A 16,088-nucleotide genomic window follows, 5' to 3' on the forward strand; every position below is an offset into this window, starting at 1 on the left:
TATATTTTTTTGATATGATGAAATTCTAAAGGTAAAGTTTATTACAATTAGAAATCAATGCTTTTGAACGTCATTAGGTTACTCCTCTTTTTCGATTTCTTTCACGACAACAAATTGAGCCTTTGATCCTGTTGCCAAATTCCACTGATTCTGAGCAATTATCTTTCCTTTGTCGTCTAATACTTTGAAATCGGCTGTATTGGGTCCAGATTCTCCTTGGTTGAGTGCTAAAAATTCGATTTTATTAAATCCTGGTTTAAGTTGAATTTGAAATCCTTTGTAATCTCCTACTAAAAGAATATCGTGAATTTCGACTTTGTCATTGACCAAAATACTTACTCTGTCTCCGTCAATTGCTTGAAAGTCACGGCAGTATACGTTTACATGTCCTCCATTACTCAAAAAATCACCAAAAAATTGATTACCTTTTGGAGCATCATACTCTTCTTTTTGTTGGTAATTATTCAAATAAGAACGATTTTCCGTGAATTTTTTGTGTACTAAGTTACTTTTTCGCGTGAAATCAATCTGTTTTTCAGGCGTTTTCATAAATGGATTTTCTTTTGTTTCCACTCCCATCGGTAGGGTGTAAGTATCACTCGGAAGTTCCAAAGTAGGAGCTTTCTCCAATGGAATCACCACAGGTAATTCCCTCTTTTTGTTTTCAAAAGGCTGTGCATTTGCAAAGAAAACAAATCCAAAAAGAGATATTATTAAATAGTGTACTTTCATAGTCGTAAAATTTTAAAGATAAGTCAAGAGCAATAAAAAGGCTATTTTTCGTTACACAAATAGTATGCCTTACATAAAAACTTACTCAAAAATTTTAGAGAATCTACTGAAATATATTTTTTTACAGATAAATTATCATCGTATGAATTCATAAATTTTTTCTTCAGGTCGCCCGATGATGGCTTTATTACCTTGCACTACAATAGGACGCTCAATGAGTTGAGGATGTGTAACTAATAAATCTATTATTTCGTTATCTGTCAATGCTTTATTTTGATAGTTTTCCTTCCATATGCCTTCGTTTTTACGAACCAACTCCATGGGAGGAATCCCTAATTTTTCAAGTAGAGTGATAATTTCTTTTTTCGTCAGCGGATTTTTCAAATATTCCACCACCTCAAATTGTTTTTCTGAATTTTTGAGTATGTCCAGACCACATCTTGATTTGGAACATCTTGGATTGTGATAAATCGTAATCATTTAATCATGTTTTTGATTTGTTATAACTATATAATAAGTCCAGAAAGATGCTGTTTTTCCTATAATGGATTCGTAGTCTTGATTTATGTCTATCAACTTATATTATTTGCGAATAACAAATCCATAAAAGAGATGACATCCTTTGTAAATCAATTCATTGTGTTTTTTGAACTATTCGTTTCATAAGTCTGAGTTTGTGGGTATAATTTCGTAGTTCGGAATTGAAAATACCGATATGGTCTAACCTATCAATACGTACTTTGCCGTATGAATGGATGATATGATTATCACCCAACAGAATTCCAACATGAATTATATTTCCCTCTTCATCGTCGAAAAAAGCCAAATCGCCTGGTATAGTTTCCTCAATGAAATCGACCAAAATCCCTTGAGAGGCTTGTTTTTCAGGAGTTCGTAAAAGCTTGATTCCATTAAGTTTATAAACAATTTGAGTGAATCCAGCAGCATCAATCCCAAACGGAGTGCGTCCACCAGCCAAAAAGGGAACGTTTAGATAGTCTAACGCAAGAGCAACAATACCTTTTTCAGTAGGTTTTTGTGTTGATTGAGAGGTGTTTATAAGGTGATTGTGTGAAAAAGTAGCTCCACGAGGAATTTGTAAAAACACGTTATTTGCATTTTTTACTCGCAGTTTTGTTATCCAACGGTGGGCGTATTTTTCCTTTTTTTTCAAGCATTTACGATATTCTTTGTCGGAAATCAGCTGAATTTGATTTGCTAAAATCCAACCTTCACTGCCGTCATATAGGACAAGTATTTGATACCAATCTTCTTGTTTATCAATTACTTGCAATAATTCACCAAATAGCAACTGTGTTACCATTCCTGCTTCTTCACACGGATGTAGACGAACAGGCACCACACTCAAATGGCATATCCCATAAGGCATATTTATAATTTTCATATATAACTACTTGCAGCGTACGTATTTAAGCTACAAAAATAGCAACTATTTTTTAGTAAATCACAAAAAAAGTTATGTTTATTTTGAAAATAATCGGATTAACAGGATAATTATTTTTTATTTCACTGATTATCAGTAGTTTATTTATTCATAAGTTTTGTTATATAGTTTCACAGAAATCTTTATTATATCAGTCTGTAACATAAAGATTTTACTCATGAATCATTATTTTAAGTCGTATTATTTCCTTTTTAGAGCCATTTTATTAGGTTGGGTGATATGCTTTAAAGCTCTCTAATACAGTTTTTTAGAATATGGAATACAAACAAAATCCGACTTAATAGAAATCAAGTCGGATTTATTTATGTTTCTAATATACAGAGTATTAAATTAGAATTTTACGTTTAAAACGGCTGAAAATCTGATAATAGGTTCATCAGAACTTATGTTTGAATTCCAAGATGTTGCAATGCCTGTTTCAATATTATTGAAGCAGTACAGGAAATCAACTGCGATTTCTGGCTGAACAATACCTAAGAAAATCCCACTCGTTTTTTTGTTATCGATAATATATACTACTTCCTCTCTTTTATTTTCTCTCTCATAGGCAGCTGTAATACTTTGATTTTTAATTTCATACAAAGGAATGTACATACCTGCTCTGATTTTAAAATATTCACGATCTAACAGAGAATAAAATATGCTACCTCTAAACAGTTTAACATCCGTGTGAGAAGAAAAATCTTTTCTGACTAATCCGATGCGTTGTAAAGATAAACTGTAAGGATTAATCTTATTAAACGCATTAAATCCATAGAAATCAACTCCTAATAAGAAACGAGAGCTTATTTTTCTTTGATAAGAAATATTATAATCCGAGTATGTTTCGTTAAATAGATGTGATGTTGGTTTTGATTGGTCAAAAATAGAGCTATCACCATCTTCGAGCAACAGGGTATTCAAAACACCTTTTTTAAAACTGATAAAATTTTTACTTTCCGTGTCTTGTGAGTAAAGCTGATGGGTCATTCCTATCACCAAAAGTAGCGATAAAACTTTGATTTTTTTCATGTTATTCTAATAAATTGATTAAACGGCGCTAATGTATTTTTTTTTTTTGAATATCAAAATAATTTGTTTTTTTATTGAATTCGTTTCTTAATAGTTACATTTTTAAAGGCTCTACTTCGGCATGAGGTTGAAAGACATAAACCTTTTTGGTATTTATTTCAATACATTCAAAACATTTAACACGTTTGCGTCCTTTTTGAAACACACGTCCGTCTGCGATACGAAAAATGCTGCCTAACGGTAGCTCAAAAATAAAACATATATCCTGATTTTCATCATATTTTTTAAGAGTAACCGCTAATAGAGAATCAATATCACTGCTGGATTTTGGGTTTCTGAAATGATTGGCAACCACTTTTAGCAAATCCGTAGGAAAGATAGAGGGAGAAATGAATGGAATCATCAGTTGTTGGAAAGTGTATTTCCATTCGTTCCCGTGAGGTTTTATGTTTCTACCAAATTTTTCAAACGCCACTAAATGAGCAATTTCGTGGATAAGTGTGATTAAAAAGCGGTATTTATTTTCACCAGCATTTACTGTGATAAGATGTTGTCCATCAAGCAGTTGCCTGTAATCCCCATGTCTTGTTTTTCGTTCATTGACAATTTTAAGATGAACATTATTCCGTTTGATAAGTTCAAAACAGGGCATGACAGCATTTTCAGGTATGTATTTTGCGAGTATGCGTTCCATTCGGCAAATATAAGAAATTTATTTTCTCCTAAAATAGTTTAATTGTCCATGTTTATTGTTGTGAATAACTTTAATTTTAATAAAAGTTTAACATTTTTAAAGGGATATTATTCTCTTTATTTTCCGTACTTTTGTCGAGAAATAACCAATACAGATTTTTGCATATGATTAAGGATTATCGAGACATCGAATTGACAGTTGAAAGACCCACTCCTATTGATAAAGAAGTGGTTTGGGATAAATCAAAAGTTATTATAAGTGAGACAGATGTGTACGGTCGTATTACCAACGTGAACGACATTTTCTGTACGGTTGCGGGATATACTCCAGCTGAGATGATTGGTCAGCCACACAGCATCATCCGTCACCCAGATATGCCAAAGGTAACATTCAAAATGCTTTGGGACAACTTGAAAATGGGGAATAATTTTGCAGGTGTCGTTAAAAACTTAGCAAAATCAGGCGAATATTATTGGGTTATTACCGATTTTGAGATGCGTCGTGACGCTTTGGGGAATATCACACACTACATCGCACGTAGAAAATCTGTACCAAAAGGAGTGATTGATAATTACGTAGCCCCCTTGTACGAAACAATGGTGAAACTTGAAAAAATTGGTGGTATGGATTTGAGTGCTCGTTTTTTCAAAAATTATTTGGACAAACAAGGAAAAGACTACATTGATTTTATCATTGATGTAATGGCTGAAAATAGAGAAAATGTAGCGTTCCAAGACATTCCAGTGACATCTATTGATACCAATAAAATGGTTTCCGATGACATCTATACTGTGAGTGATGAGATGAACGAAAAACGTAAAAGTTTCTTTGGTAGATTATTTTCTTAATTAATTTTTACAATATTAATGAAATAATTATTACCTTTGCATTTTAATAACCTAAAATAGAAAGAACTATGTCTGATTTTAAAAGAGTGGAGCCTACAATTCAAAGACCGACTCCGATTGATAGAGAAGTAGTTTGGGACAAATCAAAAGTCCTAATCAGTGAGACAGATAGTTTTGGAACTATCACTAACGTAAATACCGTGTTTTCAGAAGTTTCTGGATACTCGATGGCGGAGCTTATTGGGCAACCTCATAATTTGATTAGACACCCCGATATGCCAAAATTGATTTTCAAAATGCTATGGGAGAATTTGAAAAAAGGAAACAACTTCGTTGGAGTTGTTAAAAACTTAGCAAAATCAGGAGAATACTATTGGGTGGTTACAGATTTTGAAATGCGTCGTGATGCAATGGGTAATATTACACATTATATCGGTAGAAGAAAGGCTGTACCTCAAAAAGCTATAGATAATTACTTAGCTCCGTTTTACGAAACACTGCTGAAGTTAGAAAAAATTGGAGGAACTGAGTTAAGTAGTCGCTATTTCAAAAACTACTTAGCAATGCAAGGTAAAGATTATATCGACTTTGTTATTAGCGTTATGTCAGAAGGAGAAAACAAAACATTTTCAGGACAGGCTGCAGGTGCTATGGATAACAATACTGTGGTTTCTGATGACATTTATGACGTAAGTAATGCTATGAACGAAAAACGTAGAAACTTCTTCGAGAGATTGTTCTCATAGTACAAAAAAGCAAATACAATAAAAAAGACTATCCAAAAAAAGAGGATTTTGTGTATTTTAGACACCGTTACCATTTATTAATGACGAACCTCTCTATTCGGATAGTCTTTTTATTTTCTCTTTTCAGGACAATGTGGTAAAAAATGGTGCTTAGATGAAAAGAACCAAAAGTGCGAGCCGCACGGGCATTAAAAAATAAAGCAGTCGGCTTCCGACAAATTTTCCAAACTTGCTTCCTGCGGTCACTTCGAACAGTGGAAAAAATTCCACATACTAAGCTCCAAGTTTTCGCTTACTTTGCTTTATTCGTTGATTTTCTTAAAGCCAAACCTCCAATGCCGATGAAAAGCGGTCAAAATACTGAAAAATCTATGTTGAACCATTAAAAAGTATATTCAATTAAGTACTGAACTCAAAAAAAAATAAATATGAGACTCAAAAATTAAGGAATACCCTTAATAATTTTGGCATTAGTAAAATTTTTGTGATGACCTTTCAAAAAAATAGTCCTTATAATTTTAGTGATTTTAGTTTATTGAAAGCATATTTGTGAAAATTTGTGTGTATTTGTGGTTTGAATTTGACCACAAATGTACAGAATGAACACAAATTTTTAAAAATCAAAAAATACAGATTTAATAATCTTCACAAAAATTTTAGTATAGCCATAATTTTCTATGCTAACCAAAAGCCAAAAGTACTACCTGAAATAAAACTGTCTGAAGAGTTTTACTTAATCACTACCTCTTTAATAAAATAAGCACTTATTATCTTGCAGATATTATTTTACTAACCAAAACAGTGCGATCATGATTTTTATATTTAAACTCTTCAGACATTATTTGAGTTTTTACACTCCGAAAGCCTCTTTAATTTTATCGACAAAATCCAACTTTTCCCAAGTAAACAACTCAACCTCAACGGTTTTAGTAGCATTATAAGGAGAAGAAAACTCTTTTGTAACAATCTGTGGCATTCGTCCCATATGCCCGTAAGCAGCTGTTTCACTATAGATTGGATTTCTCAATTTCAATCGCTGCTCAATATCGTATGGACGAAGGCTAAAAATTTGCTGTATTTTTTTTGCAATCTCTCCATCAGTTAGGTTTACTTTTGACGTACCATAGGTGTTGACATACACCCCAGTTGGTTCTGCCACTCCAATAGCATAACTTACTTGAACCAAAATTTCATCTGCTATACCTGCAGCTACCATGTTTTTTGCAATATGTCGCATAGCATACGCTGCACTTCTGTCCACTTTACTTGGATCTTTACCTGAGAAAGCTCCTCCTCCATGAGCTCCTTTACCTCCATAAGTGTCAACAATGATTTTTCGTCCCGTCAGCCCTGTATCGCCATGAGGCCCTCCAATAACAAAAATTCCTGTTGGATTGATGTGATAAATAATATTATCATCAAAAAATGGGGCGTACTGCGGATATTTTTTTATTACCCTCGGAATTAGAATAGTAATAATATCGTGTTTAATTTTTTGTAGCATTTCAGTCTCTGAAGCAAAATCATCATGTTGAGTCGAAATCACGATAGTATTGATTCGTACAGGCTTGTTATCATCACTATACTCCAATGTAACTTGACTTTTTGCATCAGGTCGTAGATAGGTAATTTCCTTATTTTCACGTCTTAAATCAGCCAATTCTCTCAAAAGCGTATGTGATAAATCCAATGCTAACGGCATGTAATTTTCCGTTTCGTTTACCGCATATCCGAACATCATCCCTTGGTCACCTGCTCCTTGCTCTTCGGGTTTTGCTCGTTCTACACCTTGATTAATATCAGGTGATTGCTCGTGAATTGCTGAAAGAATACCACACGAATTCGCCTCAAACATATATTCACTTTTGGTGTAGCCTATTTTCTTGATAACATTGCGTGTAATTTGTTGAACATCAATATAAATATCCGACTTCACTTCCCCTGCCAATACCACTTGTCCAGTAGTTACTAAGGTTTCACACGCCACTTTTGAACTTGGATCAAAAGCTAAAAAATTGTCAATTAGAGCATCACTGATTTGATCAGCGACTTTGTCAGGATGTCCTTCTGACACGGACTCCGATGTAAATAAATACCCCATTTCTTAATAGAATTTAGAAAGGATAACTTTGGAAATTGCCTTGTTTTTGGATAGAATATCCTTATGTAAGATAGTACAAGTCACTGTTTTAGCATTTTTTCGGAAGTTCCAAAAAGAGGTTGCAATCAGTCCAAATTTTTCCTCTTGTTAATGATGGTGCAAAGGTAGAATTTATTTATATAATGACAAATTTTTAATGCAAAAAGTTTTTATATCCCGTTTGCTTAAAGTACAATTACCGGTACATGGGTACTTGACAATCAGGATCAGCTTTAATCATCAAGTTCATATTAGATGGAGATAAATAAGGGATCCCCAACCCCAATCCTCGTAAAATAAACAATGCTCCGATAAGGATAATAAAAAAAGGTATAATCTTTTGGATGTAGATTTTCGTTTTTGTTTTAAAAAAATTACCTAAATAAATGGTTGCCGTTAGTAAAGGAACTGTTCCCAATCCAAAAAAAAGCATATACATTGCAGAATTTGTTATGCCAGTTTCAGCTAAAGCACCAAACAATGCCATATACACCAATCCGCATGGAAGAAAACCATTAAAAAAACCAATGAGAAAAACGGAAAAAGCTGTTTTATAACGAAGTTGCTGTCCTAAAGCTCGTTTGACAAATCCTATTAAAAAATAAATAGGCTTCGTAAATACGTTTAAGCGAATTTTTACCAAAGAAAGCACAACCACAACTATCATCAGTACTCCTATAATAATAGATAATTGTTGTTGATACTCTCTAACGAATAAACCTTTACCTAAAACTCCGAAAAGCACTCCCAATAGCACGTAAGTCAATGTTTTACCTATGTGATAGGTAGCTACTTGAAAAGCCTTTTTGAAAGGATTATCATGTCTCAAAGGCAGTAGTAAGGTCAAAGGCCCACACATTCCTACACAGTGAAAACTTCCTAAAAGTCCTAAAATAAGTGCTGTATAAAGCATTTCTATTTGATGTCTATTTTTTCTGTAGATATATAATCCTGACTATCAAACTGATAGTTAACTTCTACTACCCAACGCCCCTTTGAAAGCACATTCATAGGTACAAGCATTTGATTATCTTTAATTTGCAATGGTATTCTGAAATCTCTTTTTTGATCCGAAGGTCTGTAAAAATATACAGTTCCAACAATAGCATCAGTAGTTTTTTGTGGAAATGTCAATGTAACACCTGCCTCTGAACTCTGAATACCTACTCCCATTTGCTCTGAAGCAGTTTTTTTTGCTTTTTCCATCATATTCTGGAAAGCTAATTCTTTTTTGTAGTAATCCTCAGTAACAAAATCGTGATCATATTTTTTGTTTATAGACATATTGAGAACAAAGTACATGATAAACGTAATAAAAAATGCAAACGCAATAACAATACCTGTCCCCCACCCTATTTTAAATTTCTTCTTTTCTGTAATCATTTTAGTGATAATTTATATTCTGCAAAGATACGTAAATCGAAGCAAAGCACAAAAAAAGAGTCCGAAAATCGGACTCTTACTTAAATTTCTTTTATTGATTCGCCAATTTGAAGTTGATAGGATATTGGTACACTACCGCTGCTGGTCTTCCACGTTGTTTACCTGGAATTAACTTAGGTAGTTTTTCAATGATTCTACGAGCTTCAGCTTCCAACGATTTATCAGGACCTCGGGTTCCCACAACAGATACAGTACCATCTTTGTTGATACGGAACGTTACCGTTACTTTCCCTTGAATGTTCATCTCCTGTGCTGATTGAGGGTATTGGAAGTTTCGTTTTACGTGTTTATCCAACGATGACTTGAAGCAATCTTCTTGTTCCTTTTTAGTTTTCAACTTCTCACACCCTTCAAACATAGGCTTGTCTTCAATGATGGTAAACGGTACATCAACCTCCTCCTCAGGTTCCTCAACTACTTCAATTTCTTCTACTTTCGCAACCACTTCTTCCTTGGTTGTTTCAGTTGAACTAATAATAGTTTCTTCAATCTGTTCTTCATTCTCAACCACTTTTACGTCTTCCACAACTGGTGGTGGCGGTGGTGGTGGTGGCGGAGGCGTAAACTCCTCCATTGCGAATTCTTCCTGATCTTCATCAAGATTTGAATTGTCTAAGTCAGACAAACGACTTTCGTGTTCTTTTCTGTCATACGATTTCATTTCAAATCCTGCATAGGACAACGCAGAAATTAAAGCAAAACCAATAGCAAAAAACAATCCACTACTTTTAGTCAAGTCTGCTTTTGGATTCTTTTTTGGTTGCATAACTTAAATCTTTTTAAAAGGTAATTAAACATTTATTTAACATTAATTAAAAGCTTTTTATTAATGTACTTCATACCGATTAGAGCAACAACTGTGCCAAAAGTATTGAATAAAACATCAAATAAATCTCCACTTCTGTCTTGTGTTATAGTATTTTGCAACCATTCGATACAAATTCCTAACGAAAAAGCAACAACAAATGATAAAATGTAAATATTAGCTACTTTTTTAACATTTTCTTTATTATTTTGAAATGTCAAAAAAAACAGTATTGTAAATATAAAATAAAATACGAAATGAGCAACTTTATCCAAATGAGGAATTTTCGGTAATTCATCTACATTCTTTGGAGGCATTAGACTCAAAACCAGAATAACAATCACCCAAATTAGCAACAAAATGCCAAACGTCTTTTTATTAAGCACCTATCAACTCTTTATAATCGTCAGCAGACATAAGTTCATCTAATTCAGAAGCATCGCTGAACTTCACCTTAATCATCCAACCTTCTCCGTAAGGGTCTGTGTTTACTTTCTCTGGTGATTGTTCCAAAACTTCGTTAAAAGAAACGATTTCACCACTGACTGGTAAAAACAAATCAGATACTGTTTTTACAGCTTCAACAGTTCCAAAAACTTCCTCTTTATCAAGAGTTTCGCCTTCTGTTTCAACTTCTACGTAAACGATGTCGCCCAACTCTTTTTGAGCAAAATCTGTAATACCTACAACGGCTAAATCACCTTCAACACGAACCCACTCATGGTCTTTAGTGTACTTTAATTCTGATGGAATATTCATAATGTTTTAATATTTTATTAACAGACTTCAAAGGTACTATATTTTTTTTGAAATAACAAACGTTTTTAAGATAGAAATTTTAATATTTCTTTTAGATTTTTATCTACATCCCCTATTTTATTTTGTAAACACCTTTTTTACAAGATATTAACTTCCCAACTTCGCTCTGGATCATACCCTAAAAATCCGCTCGAAACAAAGAGAGGAGATGATATATTATTGGTATATAACGCTCCTGTACCCAACCCCTGTGGCATTTCAGTATTTAAAGTATATGTCCATTGAGCAATAGCATTAAGCCCAATATTACTTTCCAAAGCACTGGTAATCCACCAGCCTACTTTACATTCATTGGAAAGACGAATCCATTCCTCAGATGATTTATAACCTCCAACTAATGAAGGTTTTAAGATAATATATTGTGGATTAATCTGCTCCAAAAGCTGCTTTCTTGATTCATATCCAAAAACTCCAATAAGTTCTTCATCCAAAGCAATGGGCAGAGGAGTTTGTTCACATAATTTCGCCATTATCTCGCTCTGTTTTGCTTTGATAGGCTGTTCAATGGAATGCAATTCTAAATCCGCTAATTGCTTTAATTTTTCGAGAGCATCTTGAGGAGAAAAAGCTCCATTAGCATCAACTCGAATTTCAATATCTTCAACTGGAAATTCAGTACGCAATCTCTTCAATATCTGATATTCTTGCTCAAAATCAATTGCACCAATTTTCATTTTTATACACCTAAACCCTTGTTGAATCTTTTCTCTGATTTGGGATTTCATAAAATCAGCAGTTCCCATCCATATCAAACCATTAATCGGTATAAGATCCCTCCCTATCGTAAACTCAGAGGGATATAATTGATACCAATTCTTTGATTCTACAGATAGAAACGCCTGTTCCACTCCAAATTGAATAGAGGGGAATTCTATTAATTGCGTGAGTAGTTGCTCCTTTCCTAAATGAATGTTTTCACATACCCACTGTAATTTCTGTTCATAGTCAGGACGATCGTCAACGCTAAGACCTTTGAGTAAGCCACATTCTCCTACTCCTTTTTTTTCTCCATTAGAGATAAAGAGAAAATAGGTTTCTTTTTGGGTAAGAATTCCTCTTGAAGTTCCTGAAGGACGTTTAAACTGTAAAGTATATTTTTTATAAGATGCTTTTAACATTTATGGTAAATTTTCTTGATTTTTTTTCAGAAACGCAAATCGAATGCGAAGCTCTGTTTATTGCATATAAAAGGAAAAACCGCCCTCATCGGACGGTTTTTTTACAATTGTGCCTACGACTGGATTCGAACCAGCACGCCTTGCAGCACCACCCCCTCAAGATGGCGAGTCTACCAATTTCTCCACGTAGGCAAGGTAACATACAAAAAAAGTTAAGCCTAAACTTAACTTTTTTCTGTGACCTGGCTGGGGCTCGAACCCAGGACCCCAACATTAAAAGTGTTGTGCTCTACCAACTGAGCTACCAAGTCCTCAAAATCAAAAAAAATAAATTGTATAACCCTTGTGACCTGGCTGGGGCTCGAACCCAGGACCCCAACATTAAAAGTGTTGTGCTCTACCAACTGAGCTACCAAGTCTCCTTTAACTATTTCTTCAATGCGGGTGCAAATATATAACATTTTTTTTAGATTGCAAGAAAAAATAAAGTAAATTTGCAGACAAAAATAAACTTTTTTCACAACTATCTGAAAATAAAAGATTTAAAAATGAAAATAATTTTACTTGGATACATGGGTAGTGGTAAATCTACACTTGGAAAAATTCTGGCTGAAAGAAGAAATCTTCCATTCATTGATTTAGACTCTTATATCGAATCAAAAGAAAATAAAGAAATCAAAGAAATATTTAAAGAAAAAGGTGAGATTTACTTCCGAAAATTAGAACATGACTACCTAAAAAATTTACTACAATCAGAAAATGACTTCGTATTGGCTTTGGGAGGAGGAACGCCTTGCTTTGGAAATAATATGAATTTAATTTTGGAACATTCGCCTTATGTGTTTTACCTTCGATATAGTCCTAAAAAGTTAGCAGAACGTTTAAAATACGAAAAAAGAAATCGTCCTTTGATAGCTGATATCGATGATGAGAATTTGGAAGATTTTATACGAAAACATATTTTTGAGCGAAATATGTTTTACAATCAAGCTCATTTCATTATCGCTTCGGATAACTTTTCAATAGATGAAAGTTTAGCTCAGATTGAAATGAATATCATTGGAAAGAGTCAATAAGTCGTATTTAATAAGCTTAACGTATAAAATAATACTTTGAACTATTATAATTTGAACTACATAGAAACAACGGGTAACTTTATGTTTTTTTACCAACTTTCAAGATGAAAAAGTGATTCAAATAAACGGATTAAAAGTTTATAATTTTCATGGCTTGACCTAACTTCATAAAGAATTGATACTTTTATGAAATATTTTTATTGAGTTCATTATTTATTTTCATACACAGTCCTTTTCCTTAGGTGACGGAGAACCAAAAGTGCGAGCCGCACGGGCATTAAAAAATAAGCAGTCGGCTTCCGACAAATTTTCCAAACTTACTTCCTGTGGTCGATTCGAACAATGGAAAATTTTCACGCTTTATTCGTTGATTTTCTTAACTCCAAATCTCCAATACCGATGAAAAGAGGTCAAAATGCTGAAAATCAGTGTTGAACCATTGAAAAATATATGCAATTAAGTACTCAACTCAATTCATTTTTTCAATTTATAAACGACTATCACAGGATTCTCATCATCGTCTAACGAATTGACAAGTTGCTCTAATTTTTTTTGTTTTTCAGGATATTTTACCTCGATACGTTCTTTATTTTCTAAAAACCGAGCTTTTAATTCATCGGGTGGAACAATTCTAATAAAATAACCATCAGAATTAGATTTCAAATACGTAACCGAATAACCTCCGTCAACATCATTTACCCAGCCACCACCTTTTAAAAATCCGTATTTATTGATGCTGTCAGGCTTCACGCTCCATACCGAAGTTTCCCCCGATTGTTTGCTGTGGACTCCGTACCAATTTTTTTTGTCGTATATGAATGTTATCAGTATCTTGTCAAACATTTCTGAAAAGGAAAGATGTCGAATAAATTTTCTTCCTTTCTCGCTTTTTTCTGATGGACTCGAGTGCATATCAGAAAAAAATTCTTGACTTACTTTGTATTTTCCAAAATTAACAACATAAGTGGGTAAAATTTCGTCCTTTGAAACGGAATATACAGTGTCATTTATACAACTCAATACACGAACCATATCATTATACTTCCATATACTTTGTTGTAAGGTTTGTCCTTTTGAATAATACGGTTTTGATTTTTTCAATTGAATGGTATCTCCTTTGCTGTCAATGATTCCTACGATACAAAGATTAGGATCATCTATTGGAGTTGTGTGTGGAAAGTGATGTATTACAATTCTATCATTATTTAAAACATCAATATTTAAAATTCCATCTGCAACGGGGGTCTCTTTTAGGTATTCACCATCAGTGTTATACCACAAAATCTTTCGTGTCCAATTGCTATGAATGGCAACAAGGCTGTCGTGTAGTGAAGAAGCCCGAATTCCTAAGTATTCTTTGGGTCCTTGTCCATTTTTACCTATTTCTCGTAGAAATTTTCCATCTCGGGAATAACATAAAAGTCGTTCTCGAACTTGTAGTAAGAGATAATTTTCATTCAGTGCTACATCAAAAATCATATCTACCAGCGAAGCGGGATATTCCGGACGAATATATTCTATATCCTCTACAAAATCACTTAAATTCAGTGGCTCTATAGGGTTTTCAATGGCTTTTTCTAAGTCAATTATTTTTTCTAAGGAAGAAGCACTTTTTGTACCTTGATTGGATTGTGTTTTACTTTCGGAACACGCTATCAACAACATAACCATTCCGATTAAAATTTGTGTTGTTTTCATATGATTCGTTTTTAAAATCCTATTTTCCCCTATAAATCAACCAATAAATTAACAGAATAATAAACAAACTTACCAATGTTCCCATCATCATTGTACCTATCATTGCAACCACAAGAGACCCTTGCAATTCTGAACCCAAGTTTCTTCTGAGAACAAAATAATGGTCGTGTTATAAAAATTATGATGATATAAAAAATTGACAATCAAGGAAATGTAGTAATTTTATTGAACACAAATAAGAATTATACTGTATTGTCCCGATTGTTAAAGTACAAAGATAGTAAAAAACGGAAAAATTTCTTAAGGAAAGCAAAATTATCTTTGCAAGGGTTGTCATCGCCAATTCATCGCCGACCATAATTTGACCTATAAAGATTGTTTATCAATAATTTACTAAAAGATTTTGGGTCGTGTTTTAAAAAGTATGATGATGTAAAAATTTGACAATCAGGGAATAAAGTTGTATTTTTGTTGAATGCTAATAACAATTACACTCCATTGCCCCAATTGTCAATGCACAAAGATAGTCAAAAATGGGAATAAAAAGAACAAAAAACAAAACTATCTTTGCAAAACCTGTAAACGCCAATTTATCGGCGATCATAATCTGACCTACAAAGGTTGGGCTTCGCATATTGCTGCGAAAATTCTCTTGCTTTTGGCAAGAAATGTAGGTATTCGTGATATTGCTGAAATTGAAAAAGTTAGCATCAAAAAAGTACTTTCGGTTTTGGTAAATTTCAATCGAGAAATCAAACCCAAACAAAACAAATACAAATCATTACAAGTTGATGAACTTTGGACTTTTGTGGGAAAAAAGAAGAATAAAAAGTGGTTGATTTATGCTTATTCTGCTGAAACAAAGGAAATTGTAGCGTGGGTATGGGGCAAACGAAACATAAAAACAGCCCAAAAACTTCGTGAGAAATTGAAGAAATTGGGTGTTAGTTTTGATGAGATTTGTACAGATAATTGGGAAGCTTTTGCATCTGTTTTTCAAGAATATACACATAAAGTAGGTAAAAAATACACTACTGATATTGAAGGAAACAACACACTTTTGAGACATCGGATACGCCGAGCGGTGAGGAAAACTTGTTGTTTTTCAAAAAAGTTTGAAAACCATATAAAAGCCTTTGAAATTGTGTTTTTCTACATCAATTTTGGGTGGATTTGAGTATCATACTTTGGGAAACACTACCAGATTTTGATTCCTTTGGTAAGAAAAGCAGGTATACGAGATATTGCTGAAATCGAATAAGTTAGCATTAAAAAGGAAATTGTAGTATGTCAATAGGTAATCGAAACAAGAAAACAGTTCGAAAACTTCGTAAAAAATTGAAAAGATTAGGCATAAGTTTTGGACAAATTTGCACCGATAATTGGGAGGCTTTTATTTCTGTTTTTGAAGAAGATAATCATAAAATTGGTAAAAACACACTACTCATATTGGAGAAAATAACAGGAATTTAAAGTACAGAATTTGTAGAACT

The 16,088-nt window shown here is 33.4% G+C and carries 18 protein-coding genes and 3 tRNA genes; 5 read left to right on the forward strand and 16 right to left on the reverse strand.

Annotated elements, in window-relative coordinates:
• Window positions 1-78: 78 nt before the first annotated feature.
• From ACF3OB_RS01470 to ACF3OB_RS01490, 5 genes are all read right to left on the reverse strand, one after another.
• On the reverse strand, window positions 79-732 hold the full coding sequence (locus ACF3OB_RS01470) for a hypothetical protein (RefSeq protein ID WP_042005591.1): 654 nt from the start codon (window positions 730-732) through the stop codon (window positions 79-81).
• Between the two features lie 135 nt (window positions 733-867).
• A complete protein-coding gene (gene arsC / locus ACF3OB_RS01475) occupies window positions 868-1,212 on the reverse strand; it encodes an arsenate reductase (glutaredoxin) (RefSeq protein ID WP_042005593.1) in 345 nt (114 codons plus the stop codon).
• A gap of 154 nt (window positions 1,213-1,366) precedes the next feature.
• Window positions 1,367-2,137 (reverse strand): C40 family peptidase, encoded by a 771-nt coding sequence (locus ACF3OB_RS01480; RefSeq protein WP_095894353.1) that lies wholly within the window; start codon window positions 2,135-2,137, stop codon window positions 1,367-1,369.
• 390 nt (window positions 2,138-2,527) lie between these two features.
• Window positions 2,528-3,208 carry a hypothetical protein gene (locus ACF3OB_RS01485; protein WP_392448057.1) on the reverse strand — a complete coding sequence of 227 codons (681 nt, stop codon included), beginning with the start codon at window positions 3,206-3,208 and terminating at the stop codon, window positions 2,528-2,530.
• A gap of 94 nt (window positions 3,209-3,302) precedes the next feature.
• Window positions 3,303-3,902, reverse strand: a complete 600-nt coding sequence (locus tag ACF3OB_RS01490) for a SprT-like domain-containing protein (protein ID WP_042005597.1) — start codon at window positions 3,900-3,902, stop codon at window positions 3,303-3,305.
• Between the two features lie 164 nt (window positions 3,903-4,066).
• On the opposite strand from ACF3OB_RS01490, the gene ACF3OB_RS01495 reads away from it, so the two are divergent.
• Both ACF3OB_RS01495 and ACF3OB_RS01500 read left to right on the forward strand, forming a co-directional pair.
• Window positions 4,067-4,750 carry a PAS domain-containing protein gene (locus ACF3OB_RS01495; RefSeq protein ID WP_042005600.1) on the forward strand — a complete coding sequence of 228 codons (684 nt, stop codon included), beginning with the start codon at window positions 4,067-4,069 and terminating at the stop codon, window positions 4,748-4,750.
• A 68-nt stretch (window positions 4,751-4,818) separates the two neighbouring features.
• Window positions 4,819-5,496, forward strand: coding sequence for a PAS domain-containing protein (locus tag ACF3OB_RS01500; RefSeq protein ID WP_042005602.1), 678 nt, complete (start codon window positions 4,819-4,821; stop codon window positions 5,494-5,496).
• An 850-nt stretch (window positions 5,497-6,346) separates the two neighbouring features.
• Here the strand turns inward: ACF3OB_RS01500 and metK are convergent.
• The 10 genes from metK to ACF3OB_RS01550 form a co-directional block, all read right to left on the reverse strand.
• A complete protein-coding gene (gene metK / locus ACF3OB_RS01505; RefSeq protein ID WP_172919506.1) occupies window positions 6,347-7,597 on the reverse strand; it encodes a methionine adenosyltransferase in 1,251 nt (416 codons plus the stop codon).
• A gap of 235 nt (window positions 7,598-7,832) precedes the next feature.
• Entirely contained in the window at window positions 7,833-8,549 is a 717-nt protein-coding gene (locus ACF3OB_RS01510) for a sulfite exporter TauE/SafE family protein (RefSeq protein WP_172914060.1), read from the reverse strand.
• A 2-nt stretch (window positions 8,550-8,551) separates the two neighbouring features.
• Window positions 8,552-9,019, reverse strand: a complete 468-nt coding sequence (locus ACF3OB_RS01515; protein ID WP_095894350.1) for a FixH family protein — start codon at window positions 9,017-9,019, stop codon at window positions 8,552-8,554.
• A gap of 91 nt (window positions 9,020-9,110) precedes the next feature.
• Window positions 9,111-9,845, reverse strand: a complete 735-nt coding sequence (locus ACF3OB_RS01520) for an energy transducer TonB (RefSeq protein ID WP_392448059.1) — start codon at window positions 9,843-9,845, stop codon at window positions 9,111-9,113.
• 32 nt (window positions 9,846-9,877) lie between these two features.
• On the reverse strand, window positions 9,878-10,270 hold the full coding sequence (locus ACF3OB_RS01525) for a VanZ family protein (RefSeq protein ID WP_042005611.1): 393 nt from the start codon (window positions 10,268-10,270) through the stop codon (window positions 9,878-9,880).
• Window positions 10,263-10,643, reverse strand: a complete 381-nt coding sequence (gene gcvH / locus ACF3OB_RS01530) for a glycine cleavage system protein GcvH (RefSeq protein WP_392448061.1) — start codon at window positions 10,641-10,643, stop codon at window positions 10,263-10,265. The genes ACF3OB_RS01525 and gcvH overlap by 8 nt, the downstream gene beginning before the upstream one ends.
• Before the next feature lie 137 nt (window positions 10,644-10,780).
• On the reverse strand, window positions 10,781-11,821 hold the full coding sequence (locus ACF3OB_RS01535) for an o-succinylbenzoate synthase (protein WP_172919507.1): 1,041 nt from the start codon (window positions 11,819-11,821) through the stop codon (window positions 10,781-10,783).
• Between the two features lie 110 nt (window positions 11,822-11,931).
• Window positions 11,932-12,013: transfer RNA gene (locus ACF3OB_RS01540), tRNA-Leu, on the reverse strand.
• Window positions 12,014-12,059: 46 nt separating this feature from the next.
• A tRNA-Lys gene (locus ACF3OB_RS01545) sits at window positions 12,060-12,132 on the reverse strand.
• A gap of 35 nt (window positions 12,133-12,167) precedes the next feature.
• Window positions 12,168-12,240 (reverse strand) — tRNA-Lys (locus ACF3OB_RS01550).
• A 129-nt stretch (window positions 12,241-12,369) separates the two neighbouring features.
• Here ACF3OB_RS01550 and ACF3OB_RS01555 point away from each other — a divergent pair.
• Window positions 12,370-12,897, forward strand: coding sequence for a shikimate kinase (locus ACF3OB_RS01555; protein WP_172914073.1), 528 nt, complete (start codon window positions 12,370-12,372; stop codon window positions 12,895-12,897).
• A 474-nt stretch (window positions 12,898-13,371) separates the two neighbouring features.
• Here the strand turns inward: ACF3OB_RS01555 and ACF3OB_RS01560 are convergent, their stop codons facing one another.
• Window positions 13,372-14,595 (reverse strand): 6-bladed beta-propeller, encoded by a 1,224-nt coding sequence (locus tag ACF3OB_RS01560; RefSeq protein ID WP_392448064.1) that lies wholly within the window; start codon window positions 14,593-14,595, stop codon window positions 13,372-13,374.
• Window positions 14,596-15,070: 475 nt separating this feature from the next.
• On the opposite strand from ACF3OB_RS01560, the gene ACF3OB_RS01565 reads away from it, so the two are divergent.
• On the forward strand, window positions 15,071-15,772 hold the full coding sequence (locus tag ACF3OB_RS01565; protein WP_392448066.1) for an IS1 family transposase: 702 nt from the start codon (window positions 15,071-15,073) through the stop codon (window positions 15,770-15,772).
• Between the two features lie 110 nt (window positions 15,773-15,882).
• Window positions 15,883-16,068 (forward strand): hypothetical protein, encoded by a 186-nt coding sequence (locus ACF3OB_RS01570; protein ID WP_052458158.1) that lies wholly within the window; start codon window positions 15,883-15,885, stop codon window positions 16,066-16,068.
• Window positions 16,069-16,088: the final 20 nt, after the last annotated feature.

It is taken from the genome of Capnocytophaga canis (genome assembly GCF_043187445.1).
GTDB classification, from domain to species: Bacteria; Bacteroidota; Bacteroidia; order Flavobacteriales; family Flavobacteriaceae; genus Capnocytophaga; species Capnocytophaga canis.